Consider the following 21,813-nt stretch of genomic DNA (forward strand, 5'->3'; position numbering starts at 1 on the left):
TCAAGTAATACAGACTTGAAAAGATTTCGTGAACTCACAAGACAATTTTGAGTAAACCTCGACGTTAACCGTTCATAAACCATGATCTATTCAATTTTTATCTATTCGGCGGCTTCCGAACCGCGCCGCCCCAGCTCGATGCTCCCGGCGGTGCGCGCCCAGAAATCGGATATGAAGGCGGGGTCGCGCAGGGCTTCCAGCTCCGGCCAGTCCGGGAACGAAGCGGTGAAGGTCGCGGCAGCCATGCGCGCGTCCTTGTAGGGGTTGACCGCGCCCCCAGCCGCGATCGTCATGCGGTCGAGCTCGCCCAGCAGGGCAATCGTCGCCGCGCCTCTGTTGGGGAAATCGAGCGTCAGCGTGTAACCCGGCCTGGGGAACGACAGCAGTGCCGGCGAGCGGGTCGAACCGAAGCGCTTCAGGACGGTGAGGAACGATCCTTGCCGGGCCCGCCGGGCGGCCGCGAGCAGCGCCGGCACGATCGTGCGCGCGGCCTCTTCCGGGACCACGCTCTGGTGCTGAAACAGCCCCTTCGGGCCGTAAAGCCTGTTCCAGTCGCGCACACCGTCGAGCGGAAAGAAGAAGCCCTGGTATTCGACCTGGCGCGGCCCGGTGGCCCTGCCCTTTTTCCACCTGTAGGCGGCGTTGAAAGCGGTCAGGAACGGCCGGTTGAGAACGTTGAATGCCGGCTGGAACGGCACGAAGAATTTCGCGCTGGCGCGCGCGGCCGCGTGCGAGCCGTGCTCGGCGTGGTTGCCGGTAAACAGCAGCCCCCGTCCGCTGTTGCGGCCGCCGGCTAGCTGGTCGATCCAGGCGACGGCATATTCATTGGCCTGGTCCGCCGCTTCGGCCAGGTCGAAATATTCGCCGAGGTCGCGAAACCGCGTCGTCTTTTCCACGATGTCGAGCGACGGAACCCGCATCAGCCGGATCGAGGCCGACAGGATGAGGCCAGTGAGGCCCATGCCGCCGATGGTCGCCCGGAACAGGCGCGCATTGTCGGTCGCCGAGCAACGATAGGTCCGTCCATCCGACCGCAGCAGCGTAAAGCTCTCCACATGGCACCCGAACGTGCCGCGCCGGTGATGGTTTTTGCCGTGGACATCGTTGGCAATGGCGCCGCCGAGCGTGACGAATTGTGTGCCGGGGACCACGGCCGGGAAGAAGCCATGAGGCGCGGCATAGGCGATGACATCCGCGAGCAGCACACCGGCATCCGCTTCGAGGAGGCCGGTCTCGGCATTGAAGCCGCGAATGCGGTTCAGGGGCCGCATGTCGATGACCGTGCCGGCCTGGTTCTGGCAGGAATCGCCGTAGGACCGGCCATTGCCATAGGCAAGCAGCGACGCTTGTCTCGCCTGACCGCCCTTCAGCAATGCAATGGCGTCATCGGCATGCATCGTCCTTGCCGCTGGCGGCGTGGCAAGGCCAAAGCTCTGAAAGCGTTCGGCCATGGCTACCAGCCCCCGATGACCAGCAGCACGGCGCCGATCGCCACCACGATCTGACTGCGCCAGTCGCGGATGATGAAGACGACCGGGTCGTCGTGCATTTCGTCGCGGCGCGCCAGGATCCAGACGCGCATGGTGAGATAGAGCACGATCGGCGCCAGCGGCCAGATCAGCCAGGGATGCGGATAGAGTTCGCGCACCGCGACGCTGTCCATGTAGAGCGCCAGTACCAGCGCCGAGGAGAAGGCCGAAGCCATGCCGGCCTGGGCAACGATCTCCTGGTCTTCGGTCCGATAGCCGCGGCCGGCAATACGCTCGCCCGGCGGAATGGCGGTGGTGCGCAGTTCGACGAAGCGCTTCACCAGCGCCAGCGACAGGAAAAAGAAAATCGAGAAGGCGAGCAGCCAGAATGAAACGTCGACGCCGGTCGCGGCCGCGCCCGCCAGCACACGGACCGTATAGAGACCGGCAAGCGTCAGCACGTCGACCAGAAGCATGCGCTTGAACGACAGCGAGTAAGCCGTGGTGACGATCATGTAGCCGCCGAGCACAGCCAGGAATTCAAGCGACAGGAACAGCCCGGTGCCCATGCCGATCGTCAGCAGCACCGCGATCGCGCCAAGGCCGAACGGGATCGACAGAGCACCACTGGCGAATGGCCTGTTGCGTTTGGTGAGATGCTTGCGGTCGAGCGCGAGATCAAAGAAATCATTGAGGATATAGATCGCCGACGCCACCGCGCTGAACGAGATGAACGCCAGCAGGCATTCCCAGATCATGCTGGAATTGAAATATTCGTGCGACAGCATCATCGGCACGCCGATCAGCGAGTTCTTCAGCCACTGATGCACCCGCAGCATCTTGACGATGGTCCGCAATGTCGGCTTCGGCGCAGGCATCGTTTCGGCACCATGCGCCGCCTGCCAACGCGCGGCGTGACGGTCGGGTGCGACGACGATCGCGCTGCGCGCCGCGTCGAAGACCTGGAGGTCATGACGGCTGTTGCCGGCATAGTCGAAACCGGCATCGCCATAGGCCGCGACGAGCGAGGCTCGCTTCTTGTCCGAAGTGAGATTGTCGAGGCCGTCAGTGGCCAGCACCCGGTCGAAAATGCCGAGATGGACAGCAATGGCATCGGCGAACTTGCGCGGCGTGCCGGTCGCCAGCACGAGCTTGCGGCCTTCGGCGTGCTCGCCGCGGAGCCGGTCGAGCAATGACGCCCGGTAGGGCAGCGTGGCCGGGTCGATGTCGATGCGCCTGGCGATCGCCTGCTTCAGCCGAGCCGGTCCGCCGGCCGCCCAGAACGGCACAAGGAAGAGATAGAGCGGGTTCTTCTTGAGGAGGATGAACAATCCTTCCCACAAAAGATCGGTCGCGATCAGCGTGCCGTCGAGATCGACCGCAAGCGGTATTGCGTTCCTGTCCGACCGCGCATCCATGCCCGTCCTGCCCTGCCCGCGTATGATCCGAAACCGGAACCCCGTTGAGCGCCGTGTTTCGGCGTCTTGGATAGCGGTATAGCGGGGTATGGCCTAGCGAACGTTAAAACGTGCGGTTGCAGACGGCTGCCGCCAGGTATTTCCGGCTTCATTGTTAAGCAACCGCTACCGGAAACGATAAAAGGCCGGACAAATGCCCGGCCTTTCCAACCATGCGACGGAGATTACTTGATGCGGGCGACGCCGCCGGAAATCTCGATGGTTTCCGAACCGGTCAGGGCTTCGAGGTCACCGTTCGGCAAGGTGACGAAGCAGCCATTCTGGCAGAACTCGACGGTTTCACCGCCGGCCAGCGCCAGCTCGGTCTTGCTGCCGCCCTCGGTCACGACCAGCGTGCGGGTCTGGGCGTCCTTGTTGACCGCGCTGGCGGCATGGGCCGAGCCGCTCACGGCGAGCAGGGCCACGGCAGCGACGAGAGACTTCCACATTGCAATATCGGTGTTCCCACCGCCTCTGTTGCATTTCACAAGGCATTCTCGCCTTTGCATGGGAGCTTATATGAGATGGAAGCTGAACCGCAACTGAATGCCGCATTCATGCCGCAATTGGCTTTGGCGGCATGTAGCCGGCAATGTCCAGCCTAATCCGGATCGGGCTTGCGCGTCTTGCGGCCTGACTTGGCCTGGCGTTTCGCCTCGGCCTCGGCTTGCGCCTTGGCCTCTGCCTGTTCGGCGAAATCGGCCTCGATCTTGTCGTCATCGGTCGGCCATGCCACGTGCGTCCTGGCCTCGACGACCGCGCGCGGCGTGGACGGGATTTCGATGTGCTGGTCATCGAATCTTTCCAGCACGGCGAAGCGGACATCGTTCTGCACGACATTGCCGTTCATCACATCGGCCAGGAACACGCGGATCTCGAATTCGAGCGCCGCGGCGCCGAAATTGGAAAACAGCACGAAGGGCTCGGGGTTCTTAAGCACCAGCGGATGGCTGCGCGCGATGTCGAGCAGGACGGCGTGGACCTGCTTGACGTCGCTGCCGTAGGCGACGCCGACCTTGATGTCGATGCGGCCGAGCTTGTTGCGGTGCGTCCAGTTGCCGACGGCATTGTTGATCAGGTTGGAATTGGGCAGGATCACCGACTGCCGCTGGAAGGTCTCGATCTCGGTGGCGCGCACGCTGATCTTCTTGACCGTGCCGCTGACGTCGCCGGCCACGATCCAGTCGCCGACCTTGAACGGCCGCTCGGCCAGCAGGATCAGGCCCGAGACGAAATTCGACACCACGTTCTGCAGGCCAAAGCCGATACCGAGCGAGAGCGCGCCGGCGACCAGCGCCAGGCTGGAGAGATCGATGCCGGCGGCCGAGATGCCGACCAGTGCCGCAAGCGCCACGCCGGCATAGCCGACCGCCAGCCGGATCGAGTTGCGCACCCCGGTATCGACCTTGCCGCGCGCCATGACCGAGCCGTCGAGCCAGCCCTGGAACCAGCGCGTCAGGAAATAGCCGATGACGAAGACGACGATGCCCGACAGGATGCCGGTGACCGAGATCGTCACCGAACCGATATTGATCCCGGTGGCGAGCTTGTACGCCCACGCCTCGATATCGCCGGGCTGAAAACCCCACATCAAGAGGATCAGCGGCAGGAACACCAGCACGATCATGACGTTGATGGCGATGCTGACCACAAGACCGAGCTGGTCGAGCGCGGTATCCTCGTAGCTGGAATTGGCCGACAGCCAGCGCCCGACCGAGGTGTTGGCGAACGCGCCCTCCTCGCCGATCGCCTGCGCCGACAGGAAGCCGATATAGGCTGTTATCAGCGCGGTGCCGGTGACCACGACCTGCAGCGAGACGAACAGCGCGAGGCCGATATACCCCAGCAGCGCCGCGATGATGGTGAAAAGCCCGAGCCCGAGCGAGGTATAGCGCAGCCATGCAGGCCATGGGCGCCAGCTTCCGTCACGAGCCTTGAAAGGCCTCAGCATCGCCATCAGGATCAGGATGACGCCGACGATGATGGTGGCGACGAAACTGCGCGCGATGGTCAGCGACAGCGGCGACCCCATCTTGTCGTTCACGACCGACAAGAAGGTGTTGAAGCTGATGACCACGGCCATGGCGGTGGTCAGGCGGACCAACCAGCGCGCCGGCCCGGTCTCGACGGGGATGAGGCGCCAGTTGGGCAAACGCGGCTCGAGTGCCGCGTTGGTCAGCCGGTTGACGCAGAACACCACGCCGATGACGGTGGCCAAGGCATTGAGGAAGAGGCCAATGTCGCCACGCAAAACGTTGTAATAATTGAAAAAGAAGATGGTTGAACCGAGAAAGGCGGCGACCGCCAGCGTCGGCAGCAGGGTTGACCAGAAGGCCACCGACAGGCGGCTGAGATAGGACGGGTCCTCGTTCGTGGAGTCGGCCTCGAACACGCGCCCAAACAGGCGCCTCCCGCCGACCAGCAGCACCAGCGCCAGGCCGAGCGCCACGAAGGTTGCCGCCAGGATGGCCTGGAACTTGAACTTGATGGCAAAGCTAAGCCAGGACGACACCGCCTTGTAGAAATTGTCGAACTCGTCGCGCGCGTCGGAAAAGACCTGCGGGCTCAAGGCGTCAGAGAGCACATAGCGTTTGGTCAAAAGATTGCGGAAAAGCGCGCTGCGCATGTTGCCGATCTGGTCGATCAGTCCGCTGATGCGGATCGACAGGGTCTGGGCCTGCGCGATGACCGCGTTGATCTCCGCCTTTTCCGACGTCAGCCCCTCGCGCTCGGCGCTGACGATGTCGGGCTCCGCCGGCTGGCCGGCCGCAGGCGGCGGCCCGAGCTGTTCGAGCCGGCTGTTGATTTCGCCCAGGCGCGTGCGGAAGGCCAATGCACTGTTCAACGATTGCCGTGAAAGCTCCTCCAGTTGCAGCCGGATGTCGACGAGACTGCCGTCGTCCACGCCATCCTGCTGGATCTGCTTCTCGAAATTGTCGGTCTTCGTCGTCAGGCCCTGGATGATCTTCTGCTGGTCGGCGACCAGTCCGGCGGGCGCCTGGCCAACGCCTTGCGCCGCCGCCTCGAACGACAGCGGCGCCGAAACGACAAGCGCCAGGACCAGGATGAGGCGAAGCAATCGGAAAAACATGTGGATCGGCGACTCGCGGGCGGAAAAGGCATTCAAAAAGCCTGTCCTTGATAAAGACGGCCATATCATGGGGCAAGTCACCGCGACCGATCGCGCACATCAGGCGTCGGCCAGTCGAAAGGCGATGGCGCAATATTGGCTTTGTGTCAGCCCCCTGCTCTATAGTCTGCCGCATCGCCCGCAACGGACACCTTACACATGGCAGAGTACTCGGCCCTTTCGCTGCTCGCGAACGCGCTCAAGGGAAACAAGGACTGGAAGCCGGCCTGGCGCAAGCCGGATCCGAAGGCGTCCTACGACGTCATCATCATCGGCGGCGGCGGACATGGGCTGGCGACCGCCTACTATCTTGCCAAGGAGCACGGCATCACCAATGTCGCGGTGCTGGAAAAAGGCTGGCTCGGCTCCGGCAATGTCGGCCGCAACACCACCGCCGTGCGCTCGAACTACCTGCTGCCGGCCAACACCCGCTTCTACGAACATTCGATGAAGCTGTGGGAGAACCTGTCGCACGAGCTCAATTACAACGTCATGTTCTCGCAGCGTGGCTGCCTGAACCTGGCGCACACGCCGGCCCAGTTCGATGACTATGCGAGGCGCGGCAATGCCATGCGCCATCTCGGCGTCGATGCTGAACTGATGACGCCCGCCGAGATCAAGCGCCTGATTCCGGCGCTCGATATCTCCAGCGAGGCACGCTTCCCCGTCGTCGGCGGCCTGATGCAGCGGCGCGCCGGCACCGCCCGGCACGATGCGGTCGCCTGGGGCTATGCGCGCGGCGCCGACCGGCGTGGCGTCGACATCATCGAGAATTGCGAGGTCACCGGCTTCCTGCGCGACGGCGACCGCGTCACCGGCGTCACCACCTCGCGCGGCGATATCAGGGCCAAGAAGGTGGCGGTCGCGGTGGCCGGCAGCACCGGCCGCGTCATGCAACTGGCCGGCGTCGAGACGATGCCGATCGAGAGCCACGTGCTGCAGGCCTTCGTCACCGAATCGCTCAAACCCTTCATCGACACCGTGGTGACCTTCGGCATGGGCCATTTCTATATGTCGCAGTCCGACAAGGGCGGCCTTGTCTATGGCGGCGACATCGACGGCTACAACAGCTACGCCCAGCGCGGCAACCTGCCCATCGTCGACGAGGTGATGAGCGAGATGCTGGCGCTTTTCCCGGGCCTTGCGCGTGTGCGCATGCTGCGCTCTTGGGGCGGCGTCTGCGATATGTCGATGGACGGCTCGCCGATCATCACCATGGGGCCGCTGCCCGGCATGTATCTCAATTGCGGCTGGTGCTATGGCGGCTTCAAGGCGACGCCTGCCTCCGGCTGGTGCTTCGCCTGGACCATCGCCAAGGACCAGCCGCACGATTTCAACGCCCCTTTCACGCTCGACCGCTTTCATCGCGGCCTGGTGATCGACGACAAGGGCCAGGGCGCGAACCCGAGGCTTCACTAAACAAGCCTTCATTAGGAACATTCCGTGCTGATCACTTGCCCCTATTGCGGCCCGCGCGACGTCATCGAGTTCACCTATCAGGGTGACGGCAACCGCGAGCGCCCCGACCCCGCCTCGCAGAATTTCGAGGCCTGGAATGCCTATGTCTACGACCGGCTGAATCCGGCCGGCGACCACAACGAGATCTGGCAGCATTCTGGCGGCTGCCGGGCTCACCTGAGGGTCGTGCGCAACACGCTGACGCATGAGATTTCCAATGTCGCCTTCGTGCGCGGCGATCACGGTTCGGCGGCGCGCCGCAAGGCGGAGGACAAGCCATGAGCCCGCGCCGCACCGACACTGGCGGCCGCATCGACCGGCTGAAGACCATCCGCTTCACCTTCGACGGCATTGCCTATACCGGGCATGGCGGCGACACGCTGGCGTCGGCGCTGCTGGCCAACGGCGTCACCCTTTTCGGCCGCTCTTTCAAATACCATCGCCCGCGCGGCCTGTTGACCGCGGGCGTCGAGGAGCCCAACGCGCTGGTGACGGTGCTGAAGGGCGAGGTGCGCGAGCCCAACATCCCGGCAACCATGGTCGAAATCCATGACGGGCTGCTTGCCGTCAGCCAGAACCGTTTTCCCTCGCTCGCCTGGGACATCCATGCCGTCAACCAGCTCGGCGGCAAGCTGCTGTCGGCCGGCTTCTACTACAAGACCTTCATGGGTCCGGTTGTCGGCCCGCTGAAAGGCACGCGCTTCTGGATGTTCTGCGAGCATTTCATCCGCCGCGCCGCCGGCCTCGGCAGCGCCGGATCGGCAAAGGACCCCGCTCGCTACGAACGCATGAACGCCTTTTGCGACGTGCTTGTGGTCGGCTCCGGCCCGGCCGGCCTGATGGCCGCCAAGGCCGCCGCCGATCAGGGCGCCCGCGTCATCCTGGCCGATCTCGAGCCGCATTTCGGCGGTTCGGCCAATTGGTCCGGCGAAACCATCGACGGCGCACCGGCGACCGATTGGGTGCGCCGCACGGTCGCCCAGCTCGCGGCCCGCGACAATGTCCGGCTCCTGCCGCGCACCACGGTCTGGGGTTACTACGACAACAACACGCTTGCCGCCCTCGAACGGGTCAGCGACCACAAGGAACAGCCCGCCAAGGGCGAGCCGCGCCATCGCTACTGGGCGATCCGCGCCGGTTCCGTGGTGCTGGCCACCGGTGCCTTCGAAAGGCCTCTGGTGTTTCCCGGCAATGACAGGCCCGGCGTGATGCTGGCGCATGCTGCGGAGCGCTACGCCAACGAATTCGGCGTGCTGCCGGGCCAGCGGGTCGTGCTGTTCACCAACAATGACAGCGCCTACCGGTCGGCGCTGGCGCTGAAGCAGGCGGGTGCCGCGATCGTTGCCATCGTTGACGTGCGCCCGCAGCCGTCCGCCGAGATGAGCGCCCTGGCCGGCGAAGCCGAGGCGGAATTGCTGTCTGGCCATGCGGTGGTTGCCACGGAAGGCGGCAAGGCCTTGTCCGGCCTCAAGGTTCAACGTTTCGATATGGTCGCCGGTGTGCTGAGCGGCGATGCGCGCAGCGTCCATGCCGATTGCCTGCTGATGTCGGGCGGTTGGTCGCCGACCATCCATCTGGCCAGCCAGGCCGGCGCCAAGGCGGAATGGAACGCCGCCCGGCAGGCCTTCCTGCCGCCCAAGCCTATACAGAAATGGATCGGCGCCGGCGCCTTCACCGGCAGCTTTTCGACGGTCGAGGCGATCGCCGAAGGCCGCGCCGCGGGCCTTGCCGCGGCTGGCGGGACCGCCGCTCCGGCGGCGCTGCCCACCGTCGAAGCAATTCCTGGAGATCCCGATCCGGCGCCGGTCTTCGAGATCAGGGCCAGCGGCAAGAGCTTTGTCGATTTCCAGCACGATGTCACGGCCGAGGATGTCCGCCTGGCGCATCGCGAAGGCTTCGTCTCGGTCGAGCACTTGAAGCGCTACACCACGCTCGGCATGGCGACCGACCAGGGCAAGAGCTCCAACGTCCCCGGCCTCGCCATCATGGCGGAAGCGCTGGGCAAGCCGATCCCGGACGTCGGCACGACCCGTTTCCGGCCACCCTTCGCGCCGGTTTCGATCGGCTCGCTCGCCGCCGAACGCTTTGGCGACTTGAAGCCCGAGCGGCTGACGCCGATGCATGACTGGCATCTCGCCAACGGCGCGACCATGTATTCGGCCGGCCTCTGGTACCGGCCGATGATCTACGGGCTTTCAGGCGAAACCGTCGAACAGGCCTATGTGCGCGAGGCCAAAGCGACGCGCGAGAGCGCCGGCATCGTCGATGTCTCGACATTGGGCAAGATCGCCGTGCAAGGCCCCGACGCCGCCACGTTCCTCGACCGTGTCTACACCAACATGTTCTCGACGCTGGCCGTCGGCAAGGCCCGCTACGGGCTGATGCTGCGCGAGGACGGTTTTGCCTTCGACGACGGCACCACCTGGCGGCTGGACGAACAGGATTTCCTGATGACCACCACCACGGCCAATGCCGGCAAGGTGATGCAGCATCTCGAGTACTTCCTCGACGTGGTCTGGCCCGAACTCAAGGTCCACGTCACCTCGGTGACCGACGAATGGGCGGGCGCCGCGATCGGCGGCCCGAAAGCGCGGCAAATCCTCGCGGCCTGCGTCACCGGCACCGCCGTCGACAATGCGACGCTGCCCTTCATGGGCATCGTGCACGGCGAGATAGCGGGCGTTCCCGTAATGGTTTGCCGGTTGTCTTTCTCCGGCGAAATGGCTTTCGAGGTCTATTCCGGCGCCGGCCATGGCACGCATGTCTGGAAAGCCTTGATCAAGGCCGGCAAGCCTTTCGGCATGGTCACCTATGGGCTCGAAGCACTAGGCACGATGCGCATCGAGAAGGGCCACGTCACCGGTGCCGAGATCGATGGCCGCACCACGGCGCGCGACCTGCATCTCGACTGGATGCTGTCGAAGAAAAAGCCGTTCATCGGCTCGGCGATGATGGACCGGGAAGGTCTCGTCGCGTCCGAGCGGTTGGAGCTGGTCGGCCTGATCGCGCTCGACAACCGGCCGCTCAATGGCGGCGCGCACATTGTCGAGGAAATCGACGAAGCCAATCCGCACGGCTCGATCGGGCATATCACCGCCTGCTGCTATTCGCCGGCGCTCGGCAAGCATATCGCGCTGGCCTTGGTCAAGGGCGGCAAGGCCAGGCACGGCACGCGTGCCCATGTCTCCGACCCCTTGCGCGGCCGCTTCGGGCCGGTCGAGATCGTCTCCAACCATTTCTACGATCCGGAAGGGACCCGCATGCATGGTTGAGCGTCAATCGCCCCTCGACCCGGAGTACCATGTCGGCTCGCACGGCAATTTCGAACATGGCGTCGAGCTCCTGCTTACCGAAACCAGGCCGGGCTCGATCGTGCAACTCGCCGCATGGCCCGGCGAGGAGAAGAAATTGATCGCGGCCATCCGTGCTGTCGCTGGCCTTGCGCTGCCCGATGGCGCCGGCGGCGGCTTGAGCGACGGCGCGAAGTCGGTGTTCGGTTTCGCGCCGGGAAAATTCACCGTCGCGGACGAGGCCGAAGGACTGGCCACGGTCTTCGCCAGGGTGGTGACGCCGGCCATCGGCACGGTGACGGACCTGTCGCATGGCCGCACCGCCATCCGCATTGCCGGGCCGAAAGCCGAATGGGTGCTGGCGAAGTTCTTCGCCATCGACTTCGCCCTGCCCGCCTTCCCCGTCGGCGCCGGCCGCTCGACGACGCATCACGATGTCTTCGCCCAGATCCAGCGCACCGGGACCGACCAGTTCGACATCTATGTCTTCCGCTCTTTCGCCCGCTCGTTCTGGAAGGCGCTCTGTCATGCCAGCGAGGAAGTCGGCTACGAGGTGCAGTAGGCGATGCGGCCGGATTGCCGCGCCACCGTTGCTTCTGGCCTCAATGCCGACCGGTTCTGCCGCTAGAGAATCCTGCCGCGGGCGCCCATGATGGAGAGACATGGCCGCCCAACCGGTCCAAGGGATATGAAAATCCCGTCTCAGAGTCGGCATATTTGGTTCGAACATCCCCATGACCGCTGAACTATCCGCCGGCGCCACCGATCGCGCCGATATGCCGGCCAGAGCCTTGCTCCTGCTGCCGCTGACGGTCGCCTGCGGCGTGTTCATGACCAGCCTCGACCAGAATGTCGTGGTGACGGCGCTGCCGGGCATCAGCGAAAGCCTTGGCCGTCCGCCGAGCCAGCTCGGCCTGCTGATCACCGTCTACGTCGCCAGCCTGATCATCTCGATGCCGCTTGGCGGCTGGGCGGCAGATCGTTTCGGCCTGCGCAACGTCTATTGCTTTGCCTTGCTGGTATTCGCCGCTTCATCGGCGCTCTGCGGGCTCTCGAACGACATCTGGATGCTGGTCGGCGCCCGCGCGCTTCAGGGCTTCGGCGGCGCGCTGATGGGCACGCTGGGCCAGGTCGTCATCCTGTCGAGCTTTCCGCGCAACCGAACGCTGAAGATCAACATGTATATCTCGGTGGCCAGCCAAACCGGGCCGCTGGTTGGCCCGCTCGTTGGCGGCGCGCTGACCACCTACATTTCCTGGCGCTGGATTTTCTTCATCAATGTGCCGTTCGCGCTGGCGGCGGCGATCCTCGCCGCCTCACTGTTTCCAACGGTGACCAAGCCCGTTCGCACGCGGTTCGATTTTCCCGGCTTTCTGCTGGTCGGCAGCGGCATGATCCTGCTGGTCTTCGGCATGGACTCGCTTGCGGCCAAGGACACTGCCGGGAGCATGATCGTGGCTGAACTCGTGCTGGCGGTCGTCATCCTGTCGATTGCCTCGCTCTACTGCCTGCGCGTGCCCAATCCCCTGCTCGACCTCAAGCTCCTGCGCATCCGGACCTTTCGTGTCTCCTTCCTTACCGGCGGCGGCCTGGACACGATCGGCCTCAGCTCCGTCGCCTTCCTGCTGCCGCTGATGTTCCAGCTCGGCTTTGGCATGAGCGCGGTGCAGGCGGGATCGCTGACCTTCGTTGCCGCGCTGGGTTCGGTTGCGATGCGCTTCTTCATGCCGCGTGTCCTCAACCGCTTCGGTTTCCGCCGCGTGTTGGTCTTCAACACACCGATCGTTGCCGCCATGGTTGCGGGCTTTGCCCTGATGCAGGCGACGACGCCGGCCTGGATCGTGCTCGCCTACATCTTCGTCTTCGGCATCTTCCGCTCGGTGCAATGGGCCTCGACCGGCAATCTCGCCTATTCCGACATCGCCCCCGAACAGCTCGCCCGCTTCAGCGCGCTCTATTACATATTGTGGCAGCTTGCGGTCGCCATCAGCGTCGGCCTGGCGGCGGCGATGCTTTCGTTCCTGGCCGGCGGCGGGCCTGCGGTGAGCAATGATTTCCGGATCCTGTTCGCAATCGAGGGCGTCATCACGCTCTGCGCGCTGTTCGCCTATCTCAAGCTGACGCCGCAGGACGGCGCCCATGTCAGCGGCCACGGCGCGCACATGAATACGGAATAGCGGCCGCGCGGCTTTCGAACGCCGCCTATTCGCTGAACGTCACCCATTCCTCGAGCGGCACACGGTCAGTGCGGAAGGCGTTCTCGGGCTTGGAAACGTCCTCATAGCCGAGCGCCATGCCGCAGACGACGATCTCCTCGTCGGGAATGTCGAGCACCGGCCGGATCTGCCGGTGATAGGGCGCGAAGGCCGCTTGCGGACAGGTATGCAACCCCCTTCCCCGCGCCGCGACCATGATGTTTTGCAGAAACATGCCGTAGTCGATCCACGAACCCTGGTTGAGCCGGCGGTCGATGGTGAAGATCATGCCGACCGGCGCGTCGAAGAAGACGAAGTTGCGGTCGTGCTGGGCCCGCATCTTGTCGACTTCCCGGCGGCCTATGCCGAGTGCGCCATAGAGGCCGAACCCGTTGGCACGGCGGCGGGTGAGATACGGCTCGAAGAACTGGGTCGGATAATAGCGATATTCGTCCCAGTCGGCTTTTTCGGCGCGGATGCCGGAATTCATGATCGCATCGGTGATCCGCTGCTTGGTCCCGCCCTTGGTAACGTAAACCCGCCATGGCTGCATGTTGGTGCCGGAGGGAGCGCGCGCCGCGACAGTCAGTATGTCACGGATCGTCTCGTCATCGATCATGTCGGGCAGAAATGCACGCACCGAACGGCGCGACATGATCGCGTCGTCGACGATCTCGGCGTCGCCCGCGATTCGAGCCTTCTTTTCCAGCATGGGCCGTCCCTTAGCCATTGTGTCGATCGGACGTCCCCACTCGCCGCTCGCGGCGGAGCCTTTGCATGAACCGTCAAAATCCTGCAAGCAAATCTTGAGCATTGGTGAAAATCTACTTGATTTTTTCATGAGCATGATTTCTCATGAAATTCGATTGAAAATTTTCATGAAGTGAGCGATTTGGCCTCCCCTACCGCACGAACATTGCAGGGACCTGACGAGCGGGTGCTGGCCGGCGATATCCGGGCCTTGCGCCGGGTGCGCGGGCTGACGCTGGCCGAGATCGCGCTGAAACTCGGGCGCTCGGTCGGCTGGGTCAGCCAGGTCGAGCGCGGCCTGTCGACGCCATCGCTCAGCGATCTCCGGGCCTTCGCCGATCTGTTCGGAGTGCCGATCAGCCTGTTCTTCAGCCATGACGTGCCATTGGAGAGCGAGCGCGGCGTGGTGGTGCGCGCCGGCAAGCGCCGCACGCTTGGCACCAGCGAATCCGGCCTGGTGGAGGAGCTTCTGTCACCGGATCTCGGTGGTAGCTTCGAGATGGTGCGATCGATCTTCGCGCCGGGCGCGGAAATGAAGACCGAACAACTGCGGCCGACCGAGGAGGCCGGCTATATCGCCTCGGGTGTTTTCGAGATCGAGATAGCGGGCGCGTGGCACCGGCTTGCCGAGGGCGACTCCTTCCGCTTCGAGGGCAAGCCATACCGCTGGCGCAATCCGGGCAGCGAGCCGGCGGTTGTCATCTGGGTGGTTTCGCCACCGGTCTATTGAATGCATGTCGCCAGACGACATGCCCGCATAGAACAAAAAGAAGCGCGGCGCGCTTGAGGATGGGAGAAGAACATGGCGGTTTTGCCGAGCACGGCGCGCGTGGTGATCATCGGAGGCGGCGTGGTCGGCACCTCCTCGCTTTATCACCTGGCCAAGGCCGGCTGGACCGACTGCGTGCTCCTGGAAAAGAACGAGTTGACCTCGGGCTCGACCTGGCATGCCGCCGGCAATGTGCCGACCTTCTCCTCTTCCTGGTCGCTGATGAACATGCAGCGTTATTCCACCGAACTCTATCGGGGCCTCGCCGACGAAGTCGACTACCCCATGAACTACCATGTTACCGGCTCGCTCAGGCTCGCTCATACAAAGGAGCGTATGCAGGAATTCCAGCGCGCCAAGGGCATGGGCCGCTATCAGGGCATGGACATCGACGTGGTCGGGCTCGACGAGATCAAGCGCCGCTACCCTTTCATCGAAACGCACGAGTTGAAGGGCGCGCTCTATGACCCGAGCGACGGCGACATCGATCCGGCGCAGTTGACCCAGGCGCTGGCCAAGGGCGCGCGCGACATGGGCGCGAAGATCATCCGCTTCTGCCCGGTGTCAGGCGTGCGCCGCGAGAAGGACGAATGGGTGGTCGAAACCCCACAGGGCGAAATCCGCTGCGAGATCGTCGTCAATGCCGCCGGCTATCGTGCCGCCGAAGTCGGCAAAATGTTCGGCCGCGAAGTGCCGATGATGGTGATGAGCCATCAGTACATATTGTTCGAGGAAATCCCCGAACTCGCCGCCTGGTCGAAGGAACAGGGCAAGAAACTGCCGCTGCTGCGCGACGTCGACACGTCCTACTATCTGCGCCAGGAAAAGTCCGGCATGAACCTCGGCCCCTATGAGCGCAATTGCCGCGCCCATTGGGCCACCCCTGGCGATCCGATGCCGGAGGATTTTTCGTTCCAGCTCTTCCCCGACGATCTCGACCGGCTGGAGCATTACCTGGCCGACGCCGTCGCCCGCGTGCCGATCCTGGGTACCGCCGGCCTGTCCAAGGTCATCAACGGACCGATCCCTTATGCGCCTGACGGCAATCCGCTGATCGGGCCGATGCCTGGCGTTCCCAACGCCTTCGAGGCTTGCGTCTTCACCTTCGGCATCGCCCAGGGCGGCGGTGCCGGCAAGGTGTTGGCCGAATGGGTGACGCAAGGCCAGACCGAATGGGACATGTGGTCGTGCGACCCGCGACGCTTCACCTCCTTTGCCGCCGCCCCGGACTATTGCGTCGCCAAGGGCAAGGAGATCTACGGCAACGAATACGCCATCCAGTTCCCGCGCCATGCCTGGCCGGAAGGCCGCGACCGGAAACTGTCGCCGATCCACGACCGCATCAAGGCGCTCGGCGCCCGCTTCGACGCCTATAATGGCTGGGAACGCGCCACTTGGTACGCGCAGGACGGCGACGACGTCTCCGAGGAAGCTACGCTGACCTTCCGCCGTGACGGGCCCTGGCAGCAGCGCGTGCGCGAAGAGTGCCTGGCGGTCCGCGACGCCGCCGGCATCCTCGACCTGCCCGGCTTCTCGCGCTTCAATCTCGAGGGCCCTGGTGCGGCCGAATGGCTGAGCCGGCAGGTGACCGGCCTGGTGCCGAAGCCCGGCCGCATCGGCCTCGTCTATTTCTCCGACGACAAGGGCCGCATCGTCACCGAAATGTCGGTGGTGCGCCATGGCGAGGACTCCATGACGCTGATCACCGCGGCGGTGGCGCAGTTGCATGATTTCGAATGGCTGAAGTCGCACATGCCTGACGATGCGGCGTTCAAGCTGATCGACCGCACGGAGGAATTCTCCACGCAGATCCTCGCCGGCCCGAACTCGCGAAAAATCCTTGCCGATGTCTGTGAAGCCGACCTCGCCTTGCCATGGCTGACGCATCAGGAGACCAGGATCGCCGGCCGCTGGGCCAAGCTGGTCCGCGTCTCCTTCGCCGGCGAACTCGGCTGGGAGATCCATACCAGGGTCGACGACACCGCCGCCATCTTCGATGCGATCTGTGCCGCCGGGCAGTACCACGGGCTGAAGCCGTTCGGCATGTACGCGCTGGATTCGCTGCGCCTGGAAAAGGGCTACCGCACCTGGAAGGGCGACCTGTCGACCGATTATTCGATCCTGCAGGGCGGGCTCGAGCGCTTCGTCAAATGGGAAAAGCCCGACTTCCGCGGCAAGGCGGCGCTGCAGAACGAGAAGCAGCAAGGCGTGAAGAAGCGCTTCGTCACGCTGGTGGTCGAAAATCCCGGCGATTGCGACGCGCCCTACATGTCGACGCTCTGGCATGGCGGCCAGATCGTCGGCGAGACGACATCGGGCGGCTGGGGCCATCGCATCGACAAGTCGATCGCGCTTGGCATGCTGCGCGCCGACCTGAGCGACCCCGGCACATCGGTCGAGGTCGAGATCTTCGGCGACCGCTTCAAGGCGGTCGTGCAGCAGGACGAGCCGTTGTGGGATCCGAAAAACGAAAGGCTGCGCGCATGAAGAAGGTCATCCTCACCGATGGCGGCATGGGCCAGGAACTGGTGCGGCGCAGCCAGTCCGAGCCGACGCCGCTGTGGTCGGCCCGGGTGCTGATCGACGAGCCCGATCTGGTGCGCGGCCTGCATGCCGAATTCATTCGCGCCGGCGCCCGCATCATCACCATCAACACCTATTCGGCAACGCCCGAACGCCTGGCGCGCGAGGGCGCGGAAGACCTTTTCAAGCCGTTGCAGAAGCGTGGCATCGACTTGGCCAGGCAGGCGCGCGACGAGGCTGGCGACGCGGCGATCGCCGGCTGCCTGTCTCCGCTTTTCGGCAGCTACGCGCCGGCGCTGACGATCTCCTATCAGGACACGCTCGACATCTACCGCCGCATCGTCGCCGAGCAGGCCGATGGCGTCGACCTGTTCCTGTGCGAGACCATGGCCTCGGCCGAGGAGGCGCGCGCGGCGGTCACCGCGGCATCGGAAAGCGGCAAGCCTGTCTGGGTATCGTGGACGCTGGCCGATCACGGCACGCCACGCTTGCGCAGTGGCGAGACGATTGCGTCAGCTGCGGATGCGCTCGGGGACCTGCCGGTGGCGGCGCGGCTGCTCAACTGCTGCCGCCCCGAAGCGATCGCGGCCGCGTTGCCGGAGCTGATCGAACTGGGCGGCCCGGTCGGCGCCTATGCCAATGGCTTCACCTCCACCGAAGCGCTCAAGCATGGTGGCACGGTGGATGTGCTGCACGCCCGCCACGACCTCGGTCCGGACGCTTACGCCGAACAGGCTGTCGGCTGGGTGGAGGCCGGGGCGGACATCGTCGGCGGTTGCTGCGAGGTTGGCCCTGCCCACATCGCCGCCTTGCGCGACCGGCTGCAACAGGGCGGTTACGCGATTACGGGAGTCTCACATGCCTAGACCATCGTCGCGCATCACCGGCATCGTGCCTTCGGGCAAGGATGGCTGGGAGGTTCATTTCGCCGCCTGGGCCCGCAAGGAAGCCGGCGAGGACATCATCATGCTGTCGGTCGGCGACCATGATTTCGACACGCCCTCCGAAACCATCGAAGCCTGCGTCACGGCCGTCCGCGGCAGCAACCATCACTACACCCCGCTGCCCGGTCTGCCGCGTCTGCGCAAGGCGATGGCGGCGGCCTCCAGCGCCTGCACTGGCGTCGAGACGATGCCGGAAGAGGTCATCGCCACGCCGGGCGGCCAGGCCGCCCTCTACGCAGCCGTGCAGGCGGTTCTCGACCAGGGCGACCACGCCATCGTGGTGGCGCCCTACTATGCCACCTACCCCAACACCTTCAGTGCGGCGGGCGCGAGCTTCACCGTCGTCGAGACACCGGCCGAGGATGGGTTCCAACCCCGCGCCGACATGATCCGTGCCGCGATCAAGCCCAATACACGCGCCATCCTGATCAACACGCCGAACAATCCGACCGGTGCGGTCTATTCGCGCGAGCGGCTGGAAGAGCTTGCGAAGATCTGCAAGGAGCATGACCTCTGGCTACTGTCCGACGAGGTCTATTGGACGCTGGGCGGCGGCGAACATGTCTCGCCACGCTCGCTGCCCGGCATGGCCGAGCGCACGCTGGTCATCAATTCGATGTCCAAGAGCCACGGCATGACCGGCTGGCGCATGGGCTGGCTGACCGGTCCCGAGGCGATGATTTCGCTGCTGATCAACCTCAATCTGGTGACCACCTACGGCCTGCCGGCCTTCATCTCCATCGCTTGCGCCGAGGCCCTGGAGCAGCACTATGGCGTCAAGGACATCGCCGAACGCTACGCGGCACGCCGCACCGTCCTGCTCGATGCGGTGCGCGGCATGAATGATGTCACCGTGCGCGGTTCCGAAGGCGGCATGTATGTCATGCTCGACATATCCGATGTCGAACCCAACGACGAGAAATTCGCCTTCGCCTTCCTCGACAAGGAGAAGGTCGGCGTCATGCCCGGCTCCAGCTTCGGCGAAGCCGCGGCCGGCCATATCAGAATAAGCCTGTGCCAGCCCGAACCGGTACTGCGGGAAGCAGCCGCGCGGCTGCGCCGTTTTGTTTCCACCTACCGTCGTGAGGCCGCATGACCGTCAAGACCTTTCCCACCAAGGCCATCCCTACCAAGGCAAGGGCCGTCATCATCGGCGGCGGCGTCTCCGGCTGCTCGGTTGCCTATCACTTGGCCAAGCTCGGCTGGACCGACATCGTGCTTCTGGAGCGCAAGCAGCTGACCTCGGGCACGACATGGCATGCCGCCGGCCTCATCGGCCAGTTGCGCGGCTCGCAGAACATGACTCGTCTGGCGAAATATTCGGCCGATCTCTACGTCAAACTGGAAGCCGAGACCGAGGTCGGCACCGGCATGCGCCAGGTCGGCTCGATCACCGTGGCGCTGACCGAGGAGCGCAAGCACGAGATCTACCGCCAGGCATCGCTCGCCCGTGCCTTCGACGTTGACGTGCGCGAGATTTCTCCCAAGGAAGTCAGTGAGATGTATCCGCATCTCAACGTCTCCGACGTCGTCGGCGCCGTGCACCTGCCGCTCGACGGCCAATGCGACCCGGCCAACATCGCCATGGCATTGGCCAAGGGCGCGCGCCAGCGCGGCGCCACCATCGCCGAGAATGTGAAGGTGACGAAGGTCCACACGAAAAATGGCCGCGTCTCCGGCGTGTCCTGGGCGCAGGGCGAAGAGCAAGGCACGATCGAGGCCGACATCGTCGTCAACTGCGCCGGCATGTGGGCGCGCGAACTCGGCGCCCGGAACGGCGTCAACATCCCGCTGCATGCCTGCGAGCATTTTTATCTCGTCACCGAGCCGATCCCCGGCCTCGGCCGCCTGCCGGTGCTGCGCGTGCCGGACGAGTGCGCCTATTACAAGGAAGACGCCGGCAAGATGATGCTCGGCGCCTTCGAGCCGGTGGCCAAGCCATGGGGCATGGACGGCATCCGCGAGGATTTCTGCTTCGATCAATTGCCCGAGGATATGGACCATTTCGAGCCGATCCTCGAAATGGGCGTCAACCGCATGCCGATGCTGGCCACCGCCGGCATCCACACCTTCTTCAACGGCCCCGAAAGCTTCACCCCTGACGACCGCTACTATCTCGGCGAGGCGCCGGAGCTGCGCGGCTACTGGATGGCGACCGGTTACAATTCGATCGGCATCGTCTCCTCCGGCGGCGCCGGCATGGCGCTGGCGCAGTGGATCAACGATGGCGAGGCACCATTCGACCTCTGGGAAGTCGACATCCGCCGCACTCAGCCGTTCCAGAAGAACCGCCGCTACCTCAAGGAACGCGTTTCCGAAACGCTCGGCCTGCTCTACGCCGACCACTTTCCCTACCGGCAGATGGCGACGTCGCGTGGTGTGCGCCGCTCGCCCCTGCACGAGCATCTGAAGGCGCGTGGCGCCGTGTTCGGCGAGGTCGCCGGCTGGGAGCGCGCCAACTGGTTCGCGCGCGAAGGCCAGGAGCGCGAATACCGCTATTCCTGGAAGCGGCAGAACTGGTTCGACAACCAGCGCGAGGAGCATCTGGCGGTCCGCAACAAGGTCGGCCTGTTCGACATGACCTCGTTCGGCAAGATCCGTGTCGAGGGCCGCGATGCCTGCGCGTTTCTGCAAAGGCTCTGCGCCAACGACATGGACGTGGCGCCGGGCAAGATCGTCTACACCCAGATGCTCAACCAGCGCGGCGGCATCGAAAGCGACCTCACCGTGTCGCGGCTGTCGGAGACGGCCTACTTCCTCGTCGTGCCGGGCGCGACGCTGCAGCGTGACCTCGCCTGGCTGCGCCGGCATGTCGGCGAGGCGTTCGTCGTCATCACGGACGTAACCGCCGCCGAAAGCGTGCTCTGCCTGATGGGTCCGGATGCGCGAAAACTGATCCAGAAGGTCAGCCCCAACGACTTCTCCAACGAGAACAACCCGTTCGGCACCTTCCAGGAGATCGAAATCGGCATGGGGCTCGCCCGGGCGCACCGGATCACTTATGTCGGCGAACTCGGCTGGGAACTCTACGTCTCGACAGATCAGGCGGCCCATGTCTTCGAGGCGATCGAGGAGGCCGGCGCGGAGGTCGGCCTGAAACTCTGCGGCCTGCACACGCTGGATTCCTGCCGCATCGAAAAGGCTTTCCGCCATTTCGGCCACGACATCACCGACGAGGACAATGTGCTGGAGGCGGGCCTCGGCTTCGCGGTGAAGATGGCGAAGGGCGATTTCATCGGCCGCGATGCCGTGCTGAAGAAGAAGGAAGCCGGGTTGAGCCGGCGGCTGGTCCAGTTCCGGCTGAAGGACCCGCAGCCGCTGCTCTTCCACAACGAGGCGATCCTGCGCGACGGCAAGATCGTCGGCCCAATCACCTCGGGCAATTACGGCCATCATCTCGGCGGCGCCGTCGGGCTTGGCTATGTGCCTTGCCAGGGCGAAAGCGAGGCGGATGTGCTGGCCTCATCCTACGAAATCGAGATCGCCGGTGAACGGTTTGCGGCCGAGGCATCGCTGAAACCGATGTATGATCCGAAGGCCGAGCGGGTGAAGATGTAGCGCGGCGCCTCTTCCTTCTCCCCGTTCTACGGGGAGAAGGTGGCCCGAAGGGCCGGATGAGGGGCGGCGCCGAGGTTGGCAAGGCTAGCGCTGCCCCTCATCTGCCTGCCGGCATCTTCTCCCCGTAAACGGCAGGGCTGTCCGGGGAAAATTATACATATTGGAAGCCCATCTGATTTGGGGAGGTCCACTTGGTTCGGCGGCTTGGATTGACTGGTGGCGGCTTGTTGATGGCCTGGACCGTCCGGCGCTCGAACAGGTATTGGGTGA

Annotated in this window: 15 protein-coding genes; 10 read left to right on the forward strand and 5 right to left on the reverse strand. The window is 64.5% G+C overall.

Going from position 1 to position 21,813, the window contains the following annotated elements:
- Positions 1–101: 101 nt before the first annotated feature.
- The 4 genes from LB564_RS04785 to LB564_RS04800 form a co-directional block, all read right to left on the reverse strand.
- The gene (locus LB564_RS04785) at positions 102–1,451 is read right to left on the reverse strand and encodes an FAD-dependent oxidoreductase (RefSeq protein ID WP_411910209.1); all 1,350 of its coding nucleotides are present in this window, start codon (positions 1,449–1,451) and stop codon (positions 102–104) included.
- A 2-nt stretch (positions 1,452–1,453) separates the two neighbouring features.
- Positions 1,454–2,887, reverse strand: coding sequence for a UbiA family prenyltransferase (locus tag LB564_RS04790; protein ID WP_224535343.1), 1,434 nt, complete (start codon positions 2,885–2,887; stop codon positions 1,454–1,456).
- A gap of 224 nt (positions 2,888–3,111) precedes the next feature.
- Positions 3,112–3,375 (reverse strand): hypothetical protein, encoded by a 264-nt coding sequence (locus tag LB564_RS04795; protein WP_140701729.1) that lies wholly within the window; start codon positions 3,373–3,375, stop codon positions 3,112–3,114.
- Positions 3,376–3,527: 152 nt separating this feature from the next.
- A complete protein-coding gene (locus LB564_RS04800; protein WP_224535437.1) occupies positions 3,528–6,017 on the reverse strand; it encodes a mechanosensitive ion channel family protein in 2,490 nt (829 codons plus the stop codon).
- Positions 6,018–6,215: 198 nt separating this feature from the next.
- Between LB564_RS04800 and LB564_RS04805 the strand changes: the two genes are divergently transcribed.
- From LB564_RS04805 to LB564_RS04825, 5 genes are all read left to right on the forward strand, one after another.
- Positions 6,216–7,475: a sarcosine oxidase subunit beta gene (locus LB564_RS04805; RefSeq protein ID WP_140701730.1), complete on the forward strand. Its 1,260-nt coding sequence runs from the start codon at positions 6,216–6,218 to the stop codon at positions 7,473–7,475.
- Between the two features lie 24 nt (positions 7,476–7,499).
- On the forward strand, positions 7,500–7,796 hold the full coding sequence (locus LB564_RS04810) for a sarcosine oxidase subunit delta (RefSeq protein WP_224535346.1): 297 nt from the start codon (positions 7,500–7,502) through the stop codon (positions 7,794–7,796).
- Complete coding sequence (locus LB564_RS04815) at positions 7,793–10,786, forward strand: sarcosine oxidase subunit alpha (protein ID WP_224535348.1); 2,994 nt, start codon at positions 7,793–7,795, stop codon at positions 10,784–10,786. Before LB564_RS04810 ends, LB564_RS04815 begins: the two co-directional genes overlap by 4 nt.
- Positions 10,779–11,366, forward strand: coding sequence for a sarcosine oxidase subunit gamma family protein (soxG, locus tag LB564_RS04820; RefSeq protein ID WP_224535349.1), 588 nt, complete (start codon positions 10,779–10,781; stop codon positions 11,364–11,366). Before LB564_RS04815 ends, soxG begins: the two co-directional genes overlap by 8 nt.
- A 172-nt stretch (positions 11,367–11,538) precedes the next feature.
- Positions 11,539–12,981: an MFS transporter gene (locus LB564_RS04825; protein ID WP_224535351.1), complete on the forward strand. Its 1,443-nt coding sequence runs from the start codon at positions 11,539–11,541 to the stop codon at positions 12,979–12,981.
- A 25-nt stretch (positions 12,982–13,006) separates the two neighbouring features.
- Here LB564_RS04825 and LB564_RS04830 read toward each other — a convergent pair whose 3' ends face one another.
- Complete coding sequence (locus LB564_RS04830; protein WP_224535353.1) at positions 13,007–13,711, reverse strand: nitroreductase; 705 nt, start codon at positions 13,709–13,711, stop codon at positions 13,007–13,009.
- A gap of 225 nt (positions 13,712–13,936) precedes the next feature.
- Between LB564_RS04830 and LB564_RS04835 the strand changes: the two genes are divergently transcribed.
- The 5 genes from LB564_RS04835 (at position 13,937) to LB564_RS04855 (ending at position 21,543) form a co-directional block, all read left to right on the forward strand.
- Positions 13,937–14,479: a helix-turn-helix domain-containing protein gene (locus LB564_RS04835; RefSeq protein ID WP_224559606.1), complete on the forward strand. Its 543-nt coding sequence runs from the start codon at positions 13,937–13,939 to the stop codon at positions 14,477–14,479.
- 72 nt (positions 14,480–14,551) lie between these two features.
- Positions 14,552–17,005, forward strand: coding sequence for an FAD-dependent oxidoreductase (locus tag LB564_RS04840; RefSeq protein ID WP_224535358.1), 2,454 nt, complete (start codon positions 14,552–14,554; stop codon positions 17,003–17,005).
- Positions 17,002–17,907 carry a homocysteine S-methyltransferase family protein gene (locus tag LB564_RS04845; protein WP_224535360.1) on the forward strand — a complete coding sequence of 302 codons (906 nt, stop codon included), beginning with the start codon at positions 17,002–17,004 and terminating at the stop codon, positions 17,905–17,907. The genes LB564_RS04840 and LB564_RS04845 overlap by 4 nt, the downstream gene beginning before the upstream one ends.
- A complete protein-coding gene (locus tag LB564_RS04850; RefSeq protein ID WP_224535362.1) occupies positions 17,900–19,081 on the forward strand; it encodes a pyridoxal phosphate-dependent aminotransferase in 1,182 nt (393 codons plus the stop codon). The genes LB564_RS04845 and LB564_RS04850 overlap by 8 nt, the downstream gene beginning before the upstream one ends.
- A complete protein-coding gene (locus LB564_RS04855) occupies positions 19,078–21,543 on the forward strand; it encodes an FAD-dependent oxidoreductase (RefSeq protein ID WP_224535364.1) in 2,466 nt (821 codons plus the stop codon). The genes LB564_RS04850 and LB564_RS04855 overlap by 4 nt, the downstream gene beginning before the upstream one ends.
- The last annotated feature ends 270 nt before the right edge of the window (positions 21,544–21,813 follow it).

Origin of the sequence: Mesorhizobium sp. ES1-6 (assembly GCF_020164775.1) — a bacterium.
GTDB lineage: Bacteria > Pseudomonadota > Alphaproteobacteria > Rhizobiales > Rhizobiaceae > Mesorhizobium.